Source organism: Sorangium sp. So ce176, assembly GCF_051519835.1.
GTDB lineage: Bacteria > Myxococcota_A > Polyangia > Polyangiales > Polyangiaceae > Sorangium > Sorangium cellulosum_G.
Map to the genome: position 1 here is coordinate 4,075,656 of NZ_CP150371.1, position 19,205 is coordinate 4,094,860.

At 71.8% G+C, this 19,205-nt stretch carries 15 protein-coding genes, 1 tRNA gene and 1 pseudogene; 9 read left to right on the plus strand and 8 right to left on the minus strand.

Annotated features, from left to right (window positions below):
- Positions 1-164 precede the first annotated feature (164 nt).
- Together WMF42_RS15340 and hflX are read left to right on the plus strand one after the other, a co-directional pair.
- Positions 165-2,087 (plus strand): GAF domain-containing protein, encoded by a 1,923-nt coding sequence (locus WMF42_RS15340; protein WP_061606257.1) that lies wholly within the window; start codon positions 165-167, stop codon positions 2,085-2,087.
- A 74-nt stretch (positions 2,088-2,161) separates the two neighbouring features.
- The gene (gene hflX / locus WMF42_RS15345) at positions 2,162-3,586 is read left to right on the plus strand and encodes a GTPase HflX (protein ID WP_061606258.1); all 1,425 of its coding nucleotides are present in this window, start codon (positions 2,162-2,164) and stop codon (positions 3,584-3,586) included.
- Positions 3,587-3,631: 45 nt separating this feature from the next.
- Here the strand turns inward: hflX and WMF42_RS15350 are convergent, their stop codons facing one another.
- The gene (locus tag WMF42_RS15350) at positions 3,632-3,739 is read right to left on the minus strand and encodes an LPXTG cell wall anchor domain-containing protein (protein WP_155798089.1); all 108 of its coding nucleotides are present in this window, start codon (positions 3,737-3,739) and stop codon (positions 3,632-3,634) included.
- A gap of 88 nt (positions 3,740-3,827) precedes the next feature.
- Between WMF42_RS15350 and WMF42_RS15355 the strand changes: the two genes are divergently transcribed.
- Positions 3,828-4,259 carry a DUF309 domain-containing protein gene (locus tag WMF42_RS15355; RefSeq protein WP_061606260.1) on the plus strand — a complete coding sequence of 144 codons (432 nt, stop codon included), beginning with the start codon at positions 3,828-3,830 and terminating at the stop codon, positions 4,257-4,259.
- Positions 4,260-4,464: 205 nt separating this feature from the next.
- Positions 4,465-4,857 carry a response regulator gene (locus tag WMF42_RS15360; RefSeq protein WP_061606261.1) on the plus strand — a complete coding sequence of 131 codons (393 nt, stop codon included), beginning with the start codon at positions 4,465-4,467 and terminating at the stop codon, positions 4,855-4,857.
- Positions 4,858-5,042: 185 nt separating this feature from the next.
- Here the strand turns inward: WMF42_RS15360 and WMF42_RS15365 are convergent, their stop codons facing one another.
- A complete protein-coding gene (locus WMF42_RS15365) occupies positions 5,043-5,798 on the minus strand; it encodes a hypothetical protein (protein WP_437692666.1) in 756 nt (251 codons plus the stop codon).
- Between the two features lie 428 nt (positions 5,799-6,226).
- Between WMF42_RS15365 and WMF42_RS15370 the strand changes: the two genes are divergently transcribed.
- Positions 6,227-6,664 carry an acyltransferase gene (locus tag WMF42_RS15370; RefSeq protein WP_233561314.1) on the plus strand — a complete coding sequence of 146 codons (438 nt, stop codon included), beginning with the start codon at positions 6,227-6,229 and terminating at the stop codon, positions 6,662-6,664.
- Between the two features lie 148 nt (positions 6,665-6,812).
- Here WMF42_RS15370 and WMF42_RS15375 read toward each other — a convergent pair whose 3' ends face one another.
- Positions 6,813-8,336, minus strand: coding sequence for a L,D-transpeptidase (locus tag WMF42_RS15375; protein WP_437692668.1), 1,524 nt, complete (start codon positions 8,334-8,336; stop codon positions 6,813-6,815).
- 511 nt (positions 8,337-8,847) lie between these two features.
- On the minus strand, positions 8,848-9,612 hold the full coding sequence (locus WMF42_RS15380; protein ID WP_061607341.1) for a S1 RNA-binding domain-containing protein: 765 nt from the start codon (positions 9,610-9,612) through the stop codon (positions 8,848-8,850).
- Between the two features lie 348 nt (positions 9,613-9,960).
- On the opposite strand from WMF42_RS15380, the gene WMF42_RS15385 reads away from it, so the two are divergent.
- Positions 9,961-10,033 (plus strand) — tRNA-Lys (locus WMF42_RS15385).
- Between the two features lie 169 nt (positions 10,034-10,202).
- On the opposite strand, the pseudogene WMF42_RS15390 reads toward WMF42_RS15385, so the two are convergent.
- Positions 10,203-11,261 (minus strand): annotated as a pseudogene (locus WMF42_RS15390) (tyrosine-type recombinase/integrase); the annotation flags it as partial.
- A 1,005-nt stretch (positions 11,262-12,266) separates the two neighbouring features.
- Between WMF42_RS15390 and WMF42_RS15395 the strand changes: the two are divergent.
- Complete coding sequence (locus WMF42_RS15395; RefSeq protein ID WP_437692670.1) at positions 12,267-13,592, plus strand: hypothetical protein; 1,326 nt, start codon at positions 12,267-12,269, stop codon at positions 13,590-13,592.
- Between the two features lie 6 nt (positions 13,593-13,598).
- Here the strand turns inward: WMF42_RS15395 and WMF42_RS15400 are convergent, their stop codons facing one another.
- The 3 genes from WMF42_RS15400 to WMF42_RS15410 all read right to left on the minus strand — a co-directional run bounded on the left by WMF42_RS15400 (position 13,599) and on the right by WMF42_RS15410 (position 16,194).
- The gene (locus WMF42_RS15400; RefSeq protein ID WP_437692672.1) at positions 13,599-14,027 is read right to left on the minus strand and encodes a hypothetical protein; all 429 of its coding nucleotides are present in this window, start codon (positions 14,025-14,027) and stop codon (positions 13,599-13,601) included.
- A gap of 61 nt (positions 14,028-14,088) precedes the next feature.
- Positions 14,089-14,994 (minus strand): helix-turn-helix transcriptional regulator, encoded by a 906-nt coding sequence (locus WMF42_RS15405; RefSeq protein WP_437692673.1) that lies wholly within the window; start codon positions 14,992-14,994, stop codon positions 14,089-14,091.
- 114 nt (positions 14,995-15,108) lie between these two features.
- Complete coding sequence (locus WMF42_RS15410) at positions 15,109-16,194, minus strand: RNA polymerase sigma factor (RefSeq protein WP_437692675.1); 1,086 nt, start codon at positions 16,192-16,194, stop codon at positions 15,109-15,111.
- A 341-nt stretch (positions 16,195-16,535) separates the two neighbouring features.
- Here WMF42_RS15410 and WMF42_RS15415 point away from each other — a divergent pair, with 341 nt between their 5' ends.
- Entirely contained in the window at positions 16,536-17,528 is a 993-nt protein-coding gene (locus WMF42_RS15415; protein ID WP_437692677.1) for a hypothetical protein, read from the plus strand.
- A gap of 59 nt (positions 17,529-17,587) precedes the next feature.
- The gene (locus tag WMF42_RS15420; protein ID WP_437692679.1) at positions 17,588-19,180 is read left to right on the plus strand and encodes a hypothetical protein; all 1,593 of its coding nucleotides are present in this window, start codon (positions 17,588-17,590) and stop codon (positions 19,178-19,180) included.
- Positions 19,181-19,205: the final 25 nt, after the last annotated feature.

Here is a 19,205-nt window from a genome sequence, read left to right on the forward strand (position 1 = left end):
CTTATGGAAGAACGCCGGTGGGGCGATCGGCCGGGGTGATCTGGATCGCCGCGGCGCCGTCCCCGGGGGAGCCGGCGGGCAGGACGCGATCGGGTTCGTTTCTGGATCTACGTCATCGCGGGCTGACGTAGACTGACGGTGGCTTGGCTCCGGCCAGCGCGTGAATGGCCCCTAGAGACCTTCCCAAGTCGCCGCTCGCCGCATTCCTCCGCGCCCACGGCGCGGGGATCCTGGAGGCGTGGGAGCGCGCAGAACGACGCCGCGCGCCGGGCGAGCAGTCCCCGGGGTACCTCGCGCTGCGCGAGGAGCTGCCGTCGGTCTTCGAGCGCATCGCCGAGCGCCTCGACGCGGCCGTGTCCGCGGCGGGGGTGCCGGAGGGCGACGAGGAGCGCGACTCGTGGACCGGCGTCGAGTCGCTCGCGGCCGAGTTCCCCGAGCCGCTGCTCGGCTTCCGCGTGCTCGACCGGCTGCGCGACGGGTTCGATTTGGAGGACGTGACCGCGCAGTACTCGGTGCTGCGCCGCTGCGTGCTCCGCGCGCTCGAGCGGACCGGTACGCAGCCGTCGTGGCTCGAGCTGACCGTCCTGCACGAGGCGCTCGATCAGGTGATCATCGATCCGGCCACGCGGAGCGCGGCGGCGCGCGAGCGCGCGCTCGGCGCGCTCGATCGCGTCTCGGCCGAGGGCATGGGCAACGTGCAGATCGACAGGCTCCTCCGGCGGCTGCTCGAGGTGCTCCTCGAGTCGGCGCGGTCGGTCGACTGGGCGGTGATGCTGCTCATCGAGGGCGAGGTGCTGCGGATGCGCGCGGCGATCGGCGTCGACGAGGCGCTGTGGGGCCTGCGCGCGTACCGGCTCGCCGAGGGGTTCATCGGCCGCGTGGTCCGCGAGCGCCGCCCGGTGGCGCTGCGCTCGGCGGCGCCGGATCCGCTCGCCACCGACGCCGGCGGCGGCGCGGCCGGGCCCGAGTCGGGCGCGCAGGGCGAGCGCCCGAGCGACGCGCTGCACGCGCTCTACGGCGTGCCGATGCTCTCGGAGGGGCGGCTCGTCGGCGTCGCTGTCGTGAGCTCGCGCCGCGTGGCGGAGTTCTCCGAGGGGGACCGGCTGCTCTTCCGGAAGGCGGCCGAGCGCGCGGCCGCGCTCGCGACCCAGGCGCAGCTCCGCGAGCAGCTCGCCTCGGAGCGCAGCCGGCTCGAGACGGCGATCCAGCGGCTCCCGGTCGGCGTGGCCGTGGCGGAGGGCGCGTCGGGCACCCTCGCGCTCAGCAACCGGCGGCTCGCGGAGATCGTCCGCGGCCACGAGGAGACGCCGAGCAACGCCCCGCTGCGGACGCTGCTCAGCGAGACGGACGACGACCAGCGCGCGCGCTGGCTGCTCTCCCGGGCGCTGCACGGCGGCGAGACGGTCGTCCGCGAGGAGCTCGAGTTCCTCCGGGCCGACGGGGAGCGCCGGCGGGGGAGCTTCAGCGCGACGCCCGTGCGCGACACGGAGGGGCGGATCTCCGCGGCCGTGATGGTCGTCGAGGACGTCACGGAGATCCGGAAGGCGGAGCGCGCGCGCGAGCTCCTGACCGAGGCGAGCGCGCTGATGACGGAGTCGCTCGACCACGACGCGACGGTCGAGCAGGTGGTGCGGCTCGCGGGCGAGCGCTTCGCGGACCTCTGCGCGCTCGACCTCGACGACGGCGGCGGCCTCCCGCGGCTCGTCGCGGCCGCGCGCCTGCCCGAGGCGCGGGCGCTCCTGCCGAGGCTGCTCAAGCACCCGCCGCTGCTCCTCGGCGAGACCGGCCCGCTGGCCGAGGCGACGGCCCGCCGGGACGTCACCCTGGTCCCGCTGGTGACCGATCCCTGGCTGCAGCGCGTCGCGCGCGGTCCGGAGCACCTGTCCGCGCTGCGGGAGCTCGGCGCCCGCTCGGCGATCGTCGTGCCGCTCGCGGCGCGCGGCCGCAAGCTCGGCTTGCTGAGCCTGTGGACGGTCGAGCGCGAGCTCCGGCAGGACGACATGGGCGCCGCCGCCGAGCTCGGTCGCGTCGCGTCGCTGGCCATCGAGCTCGCGCGGCTCCACCGCGAGGCGGCGCGCTCGAGGTGAGCCGCCCGGGGCCGCCGGGCTGCTTGCGTCCCGGCGGCGGATGAGGCGAAGCTCACGCCCTCGCACGCGACCTTATGACCACGACCAACCAGGAACGTCCTCTCGCTGTGCTCGTCGGAGTGCAGCTCCCCGGCGTCGACGACGTCGAGCACGCCGCCGATCTCGCCGAGCTCGGCCGCCTCGTGCACACGCTCGGCTTCGACGTGATCGCGACCGTGTCGCAGCGGCGCAGCGCGCTCGCGGCGGCCGCGGTGCTCGGGGAGGGGAAGCTGAAGGAGCTCGCGGAGCTCACGGGCGGCACCGGCGTCGTCCCCTCGGGCGCGCCGGAGCGGAAGAACAAGGCGCGCGCGCGCCGGGCCGCGGAGAGCGGCGAGGACGACGAGGACGGCGAGCTCGACGGGGACGACGGCGAGGACGAAGAGGACGGGGACGCGGTCTCCGGCGCGGGCGGCGCCGGGCAGGCGGCGCGCCGGGCGACGGTCGTGGCGGTCGACCACGACATCTCGCCGAGCCAGGCGCGCAACCTGGAGCGCGCGACGGGCGCGCAGGTGCTCGACCGGGCGGGCGTGATCATCGAGATCTTCCACCGCCACGCGCGGAGCCGCGAGGCGAAGCTCGAGGTGGAGATCGCGCGGCTCAACTACGTCGCGCCGCGGCTGCGCGAGACGGGCGGGGGCGGGGACCGGCAGCGCGGCGGCATCGGCGGCAAGGGCGCCGGCGAGAGCGCGCTCGAGCTCGATCGCCGCAAGATCCGCGACCGGATCGCGGAGCTGAAGCAGGAGCTCGCGTCGGTCCAGCGCGAGCAGTCGACGCGCCGCGCGCTCCGGCAGGGCCAGCGCCGCGTCGCGCTGGTCGGCTACACGAACGCCGGCAAGTCGTCGCTGATGCGGGCGCTGACGGGCAGCGAGGTGCTCGTCGCGGACAAGCTGTTCGCGACGCTCGACACGACGGTGCGCGCGCTCCACCCGGAGGTGCGCCCGCGGATCCTCGTCTCGGACACGGTCGGGTTCATCAAGAAGCTGCCGCACGATCTCGTGGCCAGCTTCCGCTCGACGCTGGACGAGGCGCTCGAGGCGTCGCTCCTGCTCTACGTGGCCGACGCGTCGGATCCGACGTTCCGCGATCAGCTCGGGGTGACGCGCAGCGTGCTCTCCGAGATCGGCGCGAACGAGGTGCCGAGCCGGCTCCTGCTCAACAAGGTGGACCGGGTGCCGGAGGACGAGCGGGACGCGCTGCGCCTCGAGTTCCCCGAGGCGACGCTGCTCTCGGCGAAGACCCCGGCCGACGTGGCGGCGCTGCGCGAGTCGATCATCGCCTTCTTCGAGGGGTCGATGGTGGAGGCCGAGCTCTTCCTGCCGTACGCGAAGCAGAGCCTCATCGGAGAGATCTACGAGAACGCGCGCGTGCTCTCGGAGGAGTACGGCGACGACGGCGGCCGGCTCGCTGTGCGGGCGCACCCCGCGGCGCTCGACCGGCTTCGCAGCCTGCTCGCGCGCTGAGCGCGGCGAGGCCGCGCGGCGGTGCGCCGGGGAGCCGCCGCGGCGTCAGCGGTGCGCGCGGCGTCGCTGCCTGCGGCGGCGCAGGAACAGGCCGATCGAGAACGCCAGCAGGTGGAGCCCAACGATCACCGCGACGAGGATCCACCGTTGCACGCGCGGAGCGTAGCACCGCGGGGACGGAGCGCGGGGCTCGGCGGCCCGCGTGCTACGTTCCCTCGACCCGTCCCGCCGCCTCCGCGCCATGACATCCCCCGACGCCGAGCTCGAAGCGATCGTCCAGAGCGGGCTCGAGGCCTACCGCGCCGGGCTGTTCTTCGAGGCGCACGAGCGCTGGGAGGTCGGGTGGCGCGACGAGCCGCACCCGGTGCGGAAGGCGTTCCTCCAGGGGCTCATCCTCGTCGCCGCGGCCATGCACAAGCTCACGCGGATGCAGAGCCCGTCCGGAGCGGTGCGCCTGCTCGGCAAGGCGCACGCCCGGCTCGCGTGCGTGCCGGACGGCACGGGCGGCCTCGCGATCGGGCGCCTGTCCGGCGACATCCTCCGCGCGGCGAGCGCGATCGAGCGGCTCGCGATCGAGGGCAAGACGGAGCTCGACGCCGCGCTTCTGCCCAGGATGGAGGCCCACGGCGAGGGCGCGTCGTCCGCGCCCGCGAGCGCGCGTCCACGCTCGTGAGCGTCTGACCCGAACGGGCGTGCGGTCGAGATTGCGCTTGTTGCGTGCGACGAGGGAGGCGGGCGTGACATCGTTTGCCTGGGGTGACGATCGCAGGCGAGCGGCCCTGTGGGGGGATATCGTGGCAGACGGGTACTGTGGAACCGGGGTGGAGGGGACGGCGAACGACGAGCCCCGAGCCAAGCTGCAAACCGAAAGGAGCCGCGTGAAACGGCGCAAGCAGATCCTGATCGTGGACGACGACCAGGAGATCCGGGAGATGCTCGAGATCACGCTGTTGGAGGAGGGCTACGACGTCCTCTCCGCGAGCGACGGCGAGGCCGCGCTCGCGCTGCTCGAGCGCAACAGGCCGAACCTCATCCTGCTCGACATGCGCATGCCGGTGATGGACGGCTGGGGGTTCGCGCGCGCGTATGCGTCGTGCCCCGGCCCGCGCGCGCCGATCCTGGTCATGACGGCGGCGGTCGACGCCGGCACCTGGGCGCGCGAGGTGGGCGCGTGCGCGTCGGTCGCGAAGCCGTTCGACCTGAACCGCCTGCTCGACTCGATCGCCGTGCACGCCGGCTCGCCGACGGGATCGAGCTCGGCGTCCGCGTGAACGGGCTCGGGCCGGGATGGCGCCCGGCGTCTGAGCCGCCCGGCGATGGGAGCCGCTGATCGGCCGCTGCTCGGTGCCGGGGGGCGCTGCGCGGCGATGGGGCGCCGCGCAGCGCGGCGGAGGAGGGGGCGTGGAGCGCGGTCGCTCCGCGGCGGCGGGAGGAGCCGCCGCGGAGCGACGTGGGATCAGCCGCCCGTCGCGCGGCGCATGGCGCACATCAGGTCGCCGCCGCAAGGGTCGGCGGGAGCGCGGCGGTCGTCGGCGCCCGTCGCCGCGGCGCCGGCCTTGCCGTGCTGCGGGGCGGCCGCGCCGGTGACCCGCGCGCGCCCCTCGGGGGCGCGGCGCGCGGCGACGACGATCCCGGGGTCGCCGCCGGGGGCGCCGGCGACCGCGCGTTCCGCCGCGGAGGGCGCGGAGGGCGCGGGCGCGCGCTGCGCGCGTTCGGCGAGCTCAGCAGCAGGCGGCTCGGCGCGCGGGAGCCGCGCCTCGAGTGCGCGCGTCGCGGCGGCGAGCCCGGCGGTCGCCGGAGGCCCGGGATCGGCGGCGCGCGGCGCCACGAAGCCCACGGTGAGGGCCACGACAGCGCCGGCGGCCGCGAGCAGGGCGGTGGCCTGGCGGGCACGCCACGCGGGCCTTGCAGCGCCCTGCGCCGACGCGGGCGCGCGAGCCGACGCGGGCGGCTCGCCGAACGGGAAGATCGGCAGGACGTCGAGGACCTGTGGGGCGCTGCGCTCGCCGGCCCTCAGCGCGCTCAGGTCGATGACCCCCGAGGACGCGTCGCGATCGTCGTCCGCGACGTGCGCCGCGGGCGAGGTCGCGGCGGCGGCGCTCTCCGTGGTCGGCTCGGCGTCCACCGAGAACGCGACCGAGGTGTCTTCTCCGGGGTTGGCGACAGCGGATCGGTGTTCGTTCGTCCACTCCTTGTGCTGCGTGCTCTTCATGGTTGCTTCTGCTTCAGCCGTATCGGCCGAACGCTGGAGTCGTGACCCACGGGCGGCCGGTCGGCGTGTCCTTTCGTGATTTGGACATGCGCACGCGCGATCGCTTGGGCCAGGGGCGCGCGTCCGCGCGCGTTTCATGGCTCACCGCGCGCGTCACCGCGCTCCACGCCGCGCTGCGCGCGCCGTCGTACGCAGCGACGGACGCACCCGTAGGCGAGATCGGGGCGCACCTGAGGCGACGGACGTCGGCGGCGTTCGCGATCTTGCGAGCGGACTCGCGACGCCCATACTTCGACCGCTCGGATCGCCGAGGGCGTGCAGCCGGCGGGTATCATGACCGCGTGCGCTCGGGGAAGTTGGTTGCGATCGGGGCGTTCCTCGTCGAACAGAAGTTCCCACGCAAACGCGGATCGGATACTTGAGGTGAGATGAAACCTACACGGCTCTTCACGGTTCTGGGGGCGCTGGCGTTCCCCCTCGCGGTGGCTCTGGTCAGCAACGGGTGCAAGAAGGAGGAGGAGGAGCTGCCGCCGGTGCCCCCGGCGCTGCCGACGCCGGCCCCGACGCCGACGCCCACGACGCAGATCGTGCCCGAAGAGGACGCCGGGGCGGACGCGGCCGACGCCGACGTCGCGGACGCAGATGCCGGGAAGAAGGTGGTCGGAACGGGCGACCCGAGCGGCATCCGCAAGTGCTGCGCGGCGCTGCGCCAGAACGCGAAGTCGGCGCCCCCCGAGCAGCAGGGCGGCTACCTCGCGGCGGCCTCGGCGTGCGACGGCCTGGCGAACTCGCCGCAAGGCCGGCAGGCGCTCTCGACGCTGCGCGGCCTCCTGCTCGGCGCGCAGATGCCCGCCTCCTGCCAGTAACGGCGAGGCGGGAAGCGAGGCCGCGGGAGAGCTGCGGCGCGGCCCCTCCGCCGGACGTGCTGGCGGAGCGGGCCGAGGCCCGACGGCGGCGATGCCGTGCTCGCGGCAACGTCAGCTGTGCGCGTGGCCTCAGCCGTGCGCGTGGGCCTCAGCCGTGCACGTAGACGAGCGTGCCGCCGCCCTCGATGTTGAGGGCGCCGTGCCACTCGGGCGGGACGGCGGGCTCGGTCCACTCGAAGAGCCAGGCCGCGTCGGCGGGCGCCAGGTTGATGCAGCCGTGGCTGCGCGCCTTGCCGAACTCGTCGTGCCAGTAGGCGCCGTGAAGCGCGTACCCTTCGTGGAAGTACTGCGTGTACGGCACGTCTCGCAGGTCGAACGCCTCGGACGCCTCGTCGTCGCCGTCCATCGTGGTCGAGACGTGCTTCGCGTGGATGTAGAACGACCCGCGGACGGTGGCGTCGGTCTCCTCGGGATCCGCCATGCCGCTGCGCCCGCTGGAGATGAGCGCCGCGAACACGGGGCGCGTGCCCTCGTAGGCGACGAGGATCTGGCGGCGGATCGAGATGTCGATCCACTTCTTGCCGTCGCGCGCGAACCCCTGAGGGTCCTTGCGCAGCTCGGCGATGACGAGGTGGTCGCCAGCGAGCCATGAGCCCTCGGTCGTCTCGAGCAGCCCCTTCGCGCCGCCGCGCGTGCGGCCGGTGAGCACCCAGCCCGAGCGGAACGGCGCGAGGCCCGCGTCGACGAGCGAGCGGCCCGACGCCGATGGGCGATGCTTGCTCGCGCCGTGGGCGCGGACGAACGCAGGCGCGCCCTTCAGGTCGGGATCGACGCGGGGGTCGGTGCCGGGCGGCGGGAGAGGAAGCTCGTCGGCGGGGGGCTCGGCGATGGAGAACGAGGCGCTGGCGGCGTGGGCGGGGGAAGCGGCCGGGGACGTGGGGGCGACCGCGGGCGTCGGGGAGGCCGGGGCCGCGCCGGCGATCGGAGCGGCGGTGCCGGGCGGGGACGTGGGGCCGGCGGCGCTTGCGGGGACCTCGGCGCCCTCGGCGTCGAGATCCTTGATGACGACGCCGCGAAGCGCGCTGAGGCGCGCGGGGCGGGTGCGATCGAGCGGGATGAGGTCGAGCTCGGTGGTGAGGCCGAAGCGGCGGTTGGTCCACTCGAAGGTGGTGATGAGGCCGAAGGCGGAGCTCTCCTTGGCGCGGCCGGTGTGCACGGAGTAGTGGAGCTTCTCCTCGGCGCCGTACGGCTTGGGGAGATCGCGGCCGGCGAGCAGGAACGCGGGCACCGTGTCGAGCGGCAAGGAAGAGGGCGCGACGGCGGCGCGGGCGAGGTGGCCGTTGAGCGTGGAGCCCTCGACGCGGCGCTGATCCTCGACCGTGGGGAGCCGGAAATAGAGGTGCGGCGGGGGCGAGCCCGACATGACGTAGTGGTACGGCACGGGCGCTCCGCGGCGCGGGCCGCGCACAGCGGCGGCGACCACCTGGTGCTCGAGCGCGAGCGAGGCGCCCTTGCCGACACAGACGTAGCCGCGCGGCGCGATCCGGTACCAGCCGCCAGCGCACCCCTTGGTGCCCGCGGGGATCTCGGCCCGGTCGACGACCGCGCCAGCGCGCAGGTAGCCGAGCTTCGTGGAGCGCTCGTCGGGGGCGACGTAGATCCAGGTGCGCATCGCGATGCTGGCGATCTTCGCGCCCTGGCCCGGGAGGGTGGCCTCCTTGGGAGCGGCGGAGGCGGCGGCGAGAGAAGGCGAGCCGGGAGAGGGCGAGCCGGGAGAGGGCGAGCCGGGAGAGGAAGCGGCTGCGTTGTCGGGCGACGCGGGGGCGCCGGATGCGGTGGCTGCAGGAGCGTCGGGGCGGCGGTCATCGGTCGCCCGGCCGGGTGGATCCTGGGCCGGAGAGCAGGCGGCGGCCAGGAGGGCGAGGGCGGGCGCGGAGGTACGAGCGAGGGAAGGCATCGACGCGAGGGCGCAGGCGGAGACGGAGAGAGCAAGGCCGCGGGCGCCCGCGCGGGCGTGCGCGAGGACGCGACCAGCGGGCCACGAGGAGCTGGAGCGCGAGCCGGGAGCCGAGCGGGCGAGGTGTACGCCGAGCGGCGGGGGCGATGCAATCTCCTGCCGCGCGGCGCGGGCGGGGCGGCGGACGGGACGGCGAGGCGTCGCGCCCGCCTAGCGTCGCGCTCGCCTAGCGCTTGACCTTCTTCGCGAGCAGGTCGCCCAGCGTGCCGAAGTTGCGCGGAGCGGGCTTGGCGCTCTTGTCGCCCTTGTCATTGCCACCGCCGGAGCGCTCGGCCTTGGCGTACGACTCGAACTGGCCGCGCTCCTCGTCGACGCGGAGCGCGGAGATCGACAGGCGGATCTTGCCGGACTCGTCCACGTTGAGGATCTTCGCCTCGACCTCCTGGCCCACGGTGAAGTGCTTCTTCAGATCGGCCGCGCGCGGCGTCGCCGTCTCGGCCGTCGGGACGAGGCCGCGGCCCGAGCGGCCCGACGTGCCGGCGATCTGGACGAAGACACCGTACCGCTCGATGCCGGTCACCTTGCCCTTGACGCGGGCCCCCTCGACGAGCAGCGGCGCACCACCGGCAGCCGGCGAAGAGACAGCGAGCGGCGACGCGCTGTCGCCGTCATCGCTCGCACGAACGACCACCGGGGTGAGGCGCACCTGGCCGGTGGCGAAGTCGACGCCCGAGACGACAGCAGAGACGCGCGAGCCGACCGAGACCCGGAGGTTGCCGTCGCCATCGCTCAGGGCAACGCGCTCGAACATGCCCTCCTGCTTGCCACCGAGATCCGCGAAGACCGCCTCGCGCGCGACCGCGACGATGGTCACCTCGACGGTCTCGCCCGTCTGGTACTGACGGCGGCGCTGCTTGCCAGCCCCCTCGGACTGCTCGAAGAGCGAAGCGAACGATTCTTTGGAGGCGGCGGAAGGGCGCGGCGGCGACATGGCGGGACCTCATAGCGCGAGGCGAGGGCGCGAGGAAGGCGGCCGTGAGGGAGAAGCGAGGGGGGAGAGAGACGGGAGGGGAGGAGAGGCGGGCGGGACGGGGTGGACGGGGGCGTTCCGGCGAGGGGAGGGTGAGCGGGGACGGGAGCGGGAGCACGGCGCCTGGAGGGGGGCGTCGGCGACGGGGGCGCGGGAAGGCAGCAGCAGGGAGAGGAGCGCTGCGCCTGGGTCTGGGAAGCACACGCAGCGCGCTCGGCGGCGCGGCGCGGCGCGAAGCGGGCGGCGGGGGCAGGAAAGGAAAGGTGGAACCTGCCTGGACCTTCTGCTAGCTTCGCCGGCCGCTGAATCGGGTCGATAGCTCAGTCGGTAGAGCTGCGGACTTTTAATCCGTAGGTCCAGGGTTCGAGTCCCTGTCGACCCACTGAATGATTCCGAGGGGTTAGACGCGAAACCTCAGGTGGAATCGAGGCGGAGGTGGGCAGCGGCGCTGCCCACCCGGGCGTCTGGCGGACGGCGCCCTTGATGGCCGTCTCGCTCAGGTGCGCGTACCGGTGCGTCGAGGCGATCGACGTGTGGCCGAGGTGCTCGCGGACCTCCTCGAGCGTCCAGCGACGGCCCCACCAGCCGGCGACGAGCGAGCTGGCGCAGGTGTGGCGGAGGTCGTGCCAGCGGACCGAGCGGGTGATGCCGGCGGCGGCGAGGTGGCGGTCGAAGAGGTCGACCTTCTTCTGCTTCCGGCGGCCGGTCGGGAGCGTGACCATCTCGCTGCGGATGAGCGGGGTCTTGCCCTTGGAGACGCGGCCGCCTCGGGCGCCGGGGAAGACGAGGGATTCCGGGTTGTTGGGGGCGTAGGTGGGGAGGAGCGCGAGCCAGCGGCGGCAGACGTCGACGGCGTCGGCGGAGAGGTAGACGCGGCGGATCTTGCCGTTCTTGCGGGGCTGGTTCTTCGAGCCGAAGCGGACCACGACGTGCGGAGCGTCGGCGTCGAGGCGGAGATCGGCGAGCTCCAGGTTGAACTGCTCTCCCTGGCGGAGGCCGGTGAGGAGGGCGAACAGGATGATGAGGCGGTCGGCCTCGGGGATGGCGCTGCTGGTGCGGATACGGTGCTGCTCGTCCGGCTCCAGGTAAGTCCACGGCTCGACGGTGGCGTCGCGGGCGCGGCGCTTGGTGGCCTTCTGGACGCGCTTCTTGAGGGCGGCCACGGGATTCGTGGTGATGTGCTGGGGCATTGCGTCGTCGAGCATTTGCCGGAGCAGCCCGATGACCTGCTTGACCGTGGAGGGGGAGATCGGCTTGGGCGCGCGATAGGGTGTTGCGGTCAGCTTCTTCTGGAGAGCGCATATCCAGGCGTCGACGTCGCCCGGCGTGATCATGACGAGTGCCATGCTGGCGAGTGGGGAGTTCTCGATATGCGTCCGCCATCGGCCACGGTCGGTCGAGATGCTGCGGATGCCGTCGAGGCGCTCTCGGCGGTCGAGCCATTGCTCGCCCCAGGCTCGGAGGGTGATGCCGGTGACGTCGCTGGCGCGTGAATAGACGGCGGCGCGTAGCTCCTCGGCCTCCTCCCCGGTGGCGCAGGAGCCTATCCGGCGGCGCTCGCCGTTGATGGTGATGCGGACCAGGTGCCGACCTTTGCGTTGCTCGCCCATCCGGCCCTCAGGGTAGCACGCCGAGCTTCTTCAGCGCGGCCGCGGCCCGGGCCTGCGTCAGCGGAGACGCTGCGGGCAGAGCCGCGGCGCGAGAGGGCCGGCGGACCGGGCGCGGGAGCTCCGGCCCGGGATCGTTCGCAGCAGCCTCGATCATGTGCGCGAATGCGCGGAGGAGACGCGCGAGCTCGCGAGGCGTGAGGGGCCGATCCTCATGCCCGACCAGGTCCTTTCTTGCAGCATCGCCTTTCATCGTCGTTCCCTTGGGTTCGTGCGCGCGTGGCCATCGGAACTAGGATGGGTGGCCCCTTCGCCGCCGACAGGTCGTGCGAGGGGGATCGGGATGGCCCGCTGTGCATCCGTTCGAGGCGAGCCTGATGCAGGGCCCGCCGAGGTGCACAAAAAGGTAACTCTGGCGCGAGGCATCTCGGTGCGAGGTGCCCTTCTCCACGAGCGCAATAAACCGAATCATAACGCGAACTTGCGCGCGCTCAGAAAACTCGCCGGGGGCGGTTTTGAGGGGTTCAATTTTGTATCTCGGAGCGCGCGCGCGTACGGGCAGTTGGGCGCCCCCTCGTTGGGCTCGAAGCAGTTGCGGGAGCGGCGGCGTCGAGTTGACCGGTCCGCACCTCGCATCCGGTCGCACCGCCGTGATCCTGCTGTCCCGACCCATCGCACGCTCTCGCCCAAGGACAGAAACATGTTCGCCAGCCGACGCCCGCGATCGGTCGCCACGGCGACGGATCACGCGGAAAATCCGTGCGGCTGTCCGTAAATTCATTGGGCGCCTTTCCGACTAGGTTCGTGATCCTCTCGGCCGAGTTCCGATCCCGCGAGTGGCCATCTCCCATGCAAGCTCGAGTGTTCCCCAGTCCCGCCGGCGGTGCTGAATCTGAACGCACATTGCGGTAGGGTGTGCACACCATGGCAAACCCGAGTCCCCGAGCCTCGCGGGATCCTGAGTTCCGCCCAATCGCTCCCAAGGCGCGCCGTGTCCTGCGGGACTTGATGTACCGCAAGGTCGTCGACCTCGGTTTCGAGCGCGATGTCCTGGCCGCGGGAACCGCCACTCTCCTCGACGAACACCCGGCGCCACAGCTCCCGAAGCCCGTGCTTCTTGTGCCTGACGACGTGCCGCTGTCGACCGAGGAGGTAGAGGCGGCCTTCCGCGATCGTTCCGTGACGAGCTTGCCCTGGATCCAACAGGCCGCGGCCGTGCTGGATGCACGGAGGACGCCGATGACCGCCGAGGAGATTGAGACCTTCCTCGACGGACTCACGACGCACCGAGAAAAACTCGGCCCGCGCAACAGGCCAGGGCCGAGCGATCTCTTCCTCGCGGATGAGGACGGCCGGCTCACGCTGAACCCTGTCGCGCCGGGCCTGGTCGCGATGCGACGGGCGGTCCGAGGGCTGCCGCCAGCGGTGCTCGTTCAGCGGTCCCGGTCACAGCCCACGGCGTGGGAGGAGGGCTGCGTGGTCCGTCGCGTGGAACCGGAACCCGACGCCGAGGCGACACGCGACGCGAAGACCGAGGAGATCGCGCGCCCGGCCCGCCGCGCCGTCCTTCGCGTGGTGCCTTCCGCAGAGGATCCCCAGGCCGTGGCGGTGCTCGACGTCGGCCGGCGATCGATCCAGACCTTCCTCGGTCGCGACGTCGCCAAGCTCGCCGGGCTGCTCGAGCGCTTCGACGTGATCGCGGGCCTCCACATCCGCGACACGCTGCGCGCGCTGGGGTTCGACGCCGACCGTCGCCAGGTCGTGGACCTCGATCCGCCGGAGAAGTCGAGACGGCTGAACCGTGCGGGGCGCACGCTGCAGATCACGCCGGAGCTCCTCATTGCCGGGACCACCCGCATCCGCCGCCCGCTGGGCGAGCCTGAGAGGGTGGCGCTCTACCTCGCCGAAGGCAACCATTGGCGGCTTGCGCGCCGGATCGAGAGCGATGTCAAGGCGCTTCACGCGCTCTACCGGTACGGTGTCCTCCATGGCGCCGTTCGCCTTCGCTGGGGCTTCGTCGACGAGATGCTGGCCACCGACTGGGCCCTGCCCGGTGACGTGAGCCTCCACCACCGGCTGAAGAGCGCCTACGAGAAAGACGCGGCCGTCGACTTGGTGGTGGGGATGGCGCCGGGTTGGGCGGATCCTTGGTGGCGAGCGCACCGCGTCCGCATCGTCGACGTCAGATTCCCTGAGGTCGTCATGACCAGGAACGAGCGGGGAGTGAAGCTCCTGGTCCCAACGCATGAGATCCAGGCGATTCGCGTGGCGCCTGATGATGACGATGGTGAGCCGTGGGCATGGCACAGGATCCGAGTTCGGAACAAGCTGTAGGGCGCATCAACTCTTTACACTGGCTCTCGTTGCGAGTTGGTACACCTGCGCGGCCCAGACCAAAACGGAATGGGCGGCACGGGCGGCGGGGTCCTTGTCGCCCATCGCGTCGAGGATTGTAACTACTCGTTTTTGCTCGACTTCGTCGATGTCAGCCCAACGGGGCAGCGCTTCCTCGAGCGGTGAGATGCGACAGATCGGCACCCGGGCTTCCGTAGCTTCAGGATCGTTCCGATGTCCAGGGGTCGCCTCGTCCAGGACCAAGCGGGCCAACGTCAGCAGCGCTGCCGCCACCTTGCCTGCTGGAGCGCTGTAGTACGCGTTGAAGCCTTCTTCGATGAGCGCCTGCACATGGCTCTTGCTCAGCGGAACAATGCGCCATTCCATTCGCTCGGTCAATTGCTTGAGGATTGAACGGTGGTTCTCGGACTCCATGTGTGCTCCGTTGAATCGCCGGCTGCGCTTTCGCTCGCGTGCTGGCTTCCATCGACGGGGGTCACAGTTGGGCTGCTCCGTGGCTTCCGACGCCCGGCAGGGTCGTGTTCAATGCAGAGCGTTCGATGTCCTCCCCAGCGGACCCTCGTACGACGCTGGGGTCGCCATCGTCATGCTGTACCGGAAAGCTCGTCAGTGCGGCAGCGCGACAGGCGAACTCAGCTCCCGGCATCGCGCGGGCAGGCAGCGGTGAGCGAAGCCGCAGCTGAGGAGGCGGCGGGAGCTTGGCCCGTGGGCTCTTGGCAGCCTCAGAAGAAGGCACCACGGGCGGTGGAACATCCGGCGCGCGAGGAGGAACCGCGGCCGGGCTCGTCGACGTCGGACTTGACGTTGAGGACCCCGCCAGACGCGCCGAGCGCTCGCGCCTGGTGATGGGGTCACCGAGCTGGAGCACTGTCGTGTCCTCCGCGTCCGCCCGGTAGTCATCGTGCAGACGCCACAGGCGCTCCCAGTACCGCGCAGGCGTGCCCGTGAAGACCTCGATCTGCCGTGCGAGGCCGGGCGTCATCGGATGATCGCTGTTCAGCAGCCGCTCGAGCTCCTTTCGTTCTAACCCGGTGTTCTTGGTCAGCTTTTGCTGCCACGAGGGGATCGTCGCGCAGAACGTTTCGAGGACCCTGCCTGGCCACGGGACGGGGCGCGCGCGGACTTCTGTCGTCGCCGCGATGAGGGCGTCCACATGGCAGTCCAGCAGACGCCGATGTCGCTCCAGCTCCCGCTCTGCTTTGTCCTTCGCTTCGGTGAGGGCCAGCTCCTCGTCCTCATGCGCCTGCTCGCGTGCCTCGCGGAGCCCGCGCTCGCGGCCCAGCGCTTCGCGCGCGGTCACCGCGAAGCCGATCGAAACACAGGCCATCATCGCGAGAACGATCGGCGAGATGAGCCACATCGTGCCGAGCAAATCCTCCATGTCTTCCTCCTGGACGTGCGCATCCTTGCCCGAAGCGAAACGGATCTCGGCCTTGTGCTGTCGATGACAGCACCGGAGCCTCCGCCTGTTAACCGTCAGTGGACAGCCGACGGTTCAGCGAATCTGTGTGAACAGCGCTTCGCGCTCCGCAGCGGACCGCCCCCGCGGAAACTCCCGCGCGTGGGCCTCGAGCAGCCGACGCGCCTCGAGATAACCGAGCGCGGTGTGGGCTTCGATTGCCCTCCGGGCCTGTTTGACCAGGCTCCTCTCCCGCTCGCTCGCGGGCAGGCGCACGGCGCTCCCCGGCGACGCGGCACGAGGAACTGTCATCGCCGCGGAGGCGGGCGTGCTGTTCACCATGACCCCAGCGCCCGCGTTGCCATCTCCCGCCGGCCACGAAACCGCGTGCGCGACGACGGCGGCGACGCTGGGTACGGTGGGCGCCGTGACGTCCTGTGCGGCAGGCGCGGTCTCAGACGCGTGGACCGCCGCCGGTCGCGGCCACCACTCCCGGCCGGGCCAGCGCGGCACGCCGTAGACGAGAGCGCCCGCCACAACAACGAACGCAACCTGCACGAGGACTCTCAGGCCCAGACGGCGCAAGGGGGCCACCCACGACGCGCGATCGCGGAACCCGAAGGCGAGCGGCGTCGCCACGCACGCGTCCTCGTCCCAGCCGCGGGAATGCTGCTGCGCCTTCCATCGTCGCTTCTGCGCGTCGAGCTGCTCGCGCGCCCGCCGGTACTGCGTCTTCACCGTCTGGACGTTGAGCCCGAGCTCGGCCGCGATCTCGACCAGCGGCGTCTCCTCCAGCTCGTGCTTGATGAGGATGTCCCGGTATTTGGGGTCGACCTGGGCGATCAGGTGCCGCGTGAGCTCGGCCCGCTGCCGCAGGCGGAGCAGGTCTTCCGGCGTGGGGCCCCCTCCACGCAGCTCGCGCTCGTCGAAGGACGTCAGGAACTCGCCCCGGCGGCCCGCGTCGCGTACGTGATTGCGCGCCTGATTGAGGGCAATCGTGACGCGGTACGGCGCCGAATCCCCGCCCGGCGCGATCCGCTGATCCGCTTCCAAGCCCCTCAGCAGCGCCTCTTGCGCGACGTCCTCCGCGTCTCGCGCCGGAACACCGCGACGGATCGCCAGGCGCCGGAAGAGATCGAAGCTGGTGGGAGGGACCTCTGGCTTGACCACGGCGGGTAGCACACCTGAGCCGCCCTGCAGGGTTCAGGAAAATGAGCGGACGGCCGACTTCGGTCGGATAATGTGTGCTAATGTAGCATGATTGGCTGCCCGCCGTCTAGTTCCGTCGCGGTGGAACGGACCAACACATTCCGTAATTGCTCTGTTCTTTCTCGTCCATGGATCAATCGACGGAAATGCCTGACCGTTGACGCCGCGACGCTGGCGTCAGTACCGTCGCCCACATGCGGTGCGCTCCACGTTCACTGTCGATCTTCTTGATGATGGGTGCCGCCGCCGGGCTTGTGAGCCCGGCCAGCGCTCAGAGCATCGCTGGGACGCCGCGACGAAGGGTCGGTTCGACAGTGAAAGACCTCGTACGCGCTGGGCAAAGGGCTCGTGCTGCGGGAAAGTGGTCCGAGGCATATGATGCCTACAAGGCAGCCCTGGATGCAGCCGAGCCATCGGTGACCACGGAGCGAGAGCGCGCGGAGATCGCCGGGGAGCTCGGGCTCTGCGCGCTTGTGTTGCGCAGGTATCGCGACGCGGCCGAGCACCTCGCCTGGAGCCTTGAGCAACGCGAGGCGCTTCCTGCAGGCCTCCAGCTCCGATTCGAGGAAGGACTGCGGAAGGCAACGACGCACGTCGCGACGCTGCTGGTTGCGGTCGATCCGCCGGACGCCGAGGTGCTCGTCGATGGCAAGCCCGTAGGCAGGACCGCGCGGACGCACAAGCTGTTCCTCGAGTCCGGGCAACACATGGTGCGGGCCCGCGCGCCGGGACGCGAGGAATCTCTCCAGGTGTTCACAGCCATTCCGGGGAAGGAGCACGAGATGCTGATGCAGTTGCCGCGCTCCTCAGGCAGTACCAAGGAGGTGGCGACGACAGCACCGAGGGAAGCACCCAAGGCGCTGAGCTCTACGCTGGCTGTTCGGTCGCAGGTCCCGAGTCCGTGGGCTTCGTGGCCGGGGACGCTGCGTATCGCGGGAATCGCCGTCACGACGGCTACCGTGTCGGTGGGAAGCCTGCTCATGATTCGGGCCAGCAGGCTTGACGGCGACCTGAGCGAGCGGCGTGACGGGCTCAACCGCGATCCGACGACGAGCTCGACCATGTGCTGGCAAGCGCCGCAACGCTCCGCGTGTGCTGAGCTGCTCCGTCTGCGGGACGAGCGCAACCTCTCCGGAGTCGCGGGCACGGCCCTGGTCATCGCAGGGGGCGTCATCGGGGCGGCGACCGCCGCGTCCTTCTTCACGGACTTCTCGTTCCTGGGACTCACGCCGGCTCAGGAGCGGATCCACGTCTCGCCCGTGGCGACCGGGCACGGGATGGGCGTGAACATCGGGGGGCTGTGGTGAGGACACCGGGAGCCGTGGAGACGCGTTCGCAGGAAGGCCGAAGCACGAGGACGTCGGTCTTGGCTCTCGCGCTCTGCGCGTGGAGCGCCAGCACACTACCGGCGTGCACGTACGCCGATGTTTGCTGGGAGGTGTATGCGTGCGCGCCCGATCCGGAACTGCCGCCCGGACCGTGCGAAGGACAGCCCCAGAGCGCGTCGGCGCTCGACCAGTGCGGGGTGTTCGTCAGCGAGCAGGGCAACGACAGTAACCCCGGTACGAAGGGCGCGCCGGTGAGGACCTTGCAACACGCCGTCGGGCTCGCCGTGAGCGGGCGAGGCAACAGCGAGGCGCCGACCCGGCGCGTGTACGCTTGCGGCGGGGCGTTCGAGGAGGCGATCACGCTGCCCTCGGGCGTCGACCTCTGGGGCGGCCGTCGCTGCGATGGCGGCGACTGGTCGTACGGGGGGTCGTTTGGGGGGCCCGACGCGTTGACCACCATCGCGCCGCCGGCAGGAATCCCGCTGCGCGTCCTCGGGGCAGAGGAGGACGCCACGGACGCCACGTCCATGATCTTCGGCGTGCGTGTCGTGGCGGCCCATGCCTCCGCGAGGGATGGCAAGTCGTCGATCGCGGTGATCTTGAGCTCCGGTGCCAGGGCCGTCGTGCGATCGAGCGAGGTGCAGGCCGCCGACGGCAAGGACGGGGAAGCGGGAGAGGACGCGCCCGCGGACCGTGCGCAGGACGGCGCGCTGGGCAACGACGGCGCGGACGCCTGCACTGCGGATGTCGTGAAGGGGGCCCGACCGGCCGTGACCATTTGTGGGGATGGCACCGAGTCGACGGGCGGGTATGGGGGTGATGGCAGGATGGATGCGGGCGGCGATGGCACCTCAGGACAGCCAGCGCCCGCTGAGAATCCGGAAGGCCACGGCCTTGGGGGGGCCGGCGCCGCGAGTGACAGGTGCAAGCCGGGTGAGGACGGCGCCAAGGGCGACGACGGCCGTCGTGCTGCCGGCGCGACTGCCGTGGGGTACCTCGATGTCGACGGCTGGATCGGCGTTCGGGGTGGGGACGGAAAGAAGGGCGGCATCGGCCAGGGCGGGGGCGGCGGAGGCGGCAGCAAATCGCGCGGTCCCATGACGGCGTGTCGCACAGGTCTCCCGCAGGGCGGCGCGGCCGGCGGCTCCGGGGGCGGCGGCGGCTGCGGTGGCCTCGGAGGCAAGGGGGGCGGCTACGGCGGCGCGAGCATCGGGATCGTTGCCTTGCAGGGGAGCGTCCTGACCATCGAGGACAGCGAGGTCGTCGCGGGCGATGGTGGCCGCGGTGGCGTTGGCGGAACGGGCCAACTGGGCGGCGTTGGGCGGTCCGGGACCCCCGGCGGGCTTGGTTACGCTGGAACCGAGATGTGGCACGCGTGCATGGGCGGCAGCGGAGGCGACGGTGGCCGCGGGGGCGACGCCGGTGGCGGCCTCGGCGGCCACTCGCTCGGGATTGCGTCGGTAGCCGCCACTGTGACACTTGCCTCGGATGCGATCGTCACCCACCGAAGCGGCGGAGAGGGCGGATTCGCAGGCAACGCAACCACAGTGAACGACGAGGGCAACGGAGCTCGGGGGGTTGCCCGATTCTGGTATCGGTTCGACGCACCTGAGCCGGAAGTTCCGCAATGAGCGGCCCGGTGCGGGTACCTCGCGA

Coding starts and splice junctions, on each gene's coding strand:
- WMF42_RS15405 (WP_437692673.1), bottom strand. CDS start 14,994: ATGGAGGATTTGCTCGGCACGATGTGGCTCATCTCGCCGATCGTTCTC.
- WMF42_RS15375 (WP_437692668.1), bottom strand. CDS start 8,336: ATGCGCACCTGGATCTACGTCGCCCCCGACGAGCGCTCCACGAAGCTC.
- WMF42_RS15355 (WP_061606260.1), top strand. CDS start 3,828: ATGACATCCCCCGACGCCGAGCTCGAAGCGATCGTCCAGAGCGGGCTC.
- hflX (WP_061606258.1), top strand. CDS start 2,162: ATGACCACGACCAACCAGGAACGTCCTCTCGCTGTGCTCGTCGGAGTG.
- WMF42_RS15380 (WP_061607341.1), bottom strand. CDS start 9,612: ATGTCGCCGCCGCGCCCTTCCGCCGCCTCCAAAGAATCGTTCGCTTCG.
- WMF42_RS15365 (WP_437692666.1), bottom strand. CDS start 5,798: ATGAAGAGCACGCAGCACAAGGAGTGGACGAACGAACACCGATCCGCT.
- WMF42_RS15395 (WP_437692670.1), top strand. CDS start 12,267: ATGTACCGCAAGGTCGTCGACCTCGGTTTCGAGCGCGATGTCCTGGCC.
- WMF42_RS15400 (WP_437692672.1), bottom strand. CDS start 14,027: ATGGAGTCCGAGAACCACCGTTCAATCCTCAAGCAATTGACCGAGCGA.
- WMF42_RS15340 (WP_061606257.1), top strand. CDS start 165: ATGGCCCCTAGAGACCTTCCCAAGTCGCCGCTCGCCGCATTCCTCCGC.
- WMF42_RS15370 (WP_233561314.1), top strand. CDS start 6,227: ATGAAACCTACACGGCTCTTCACGGTTCTGGGGGCGCTGGCGTTCCCC.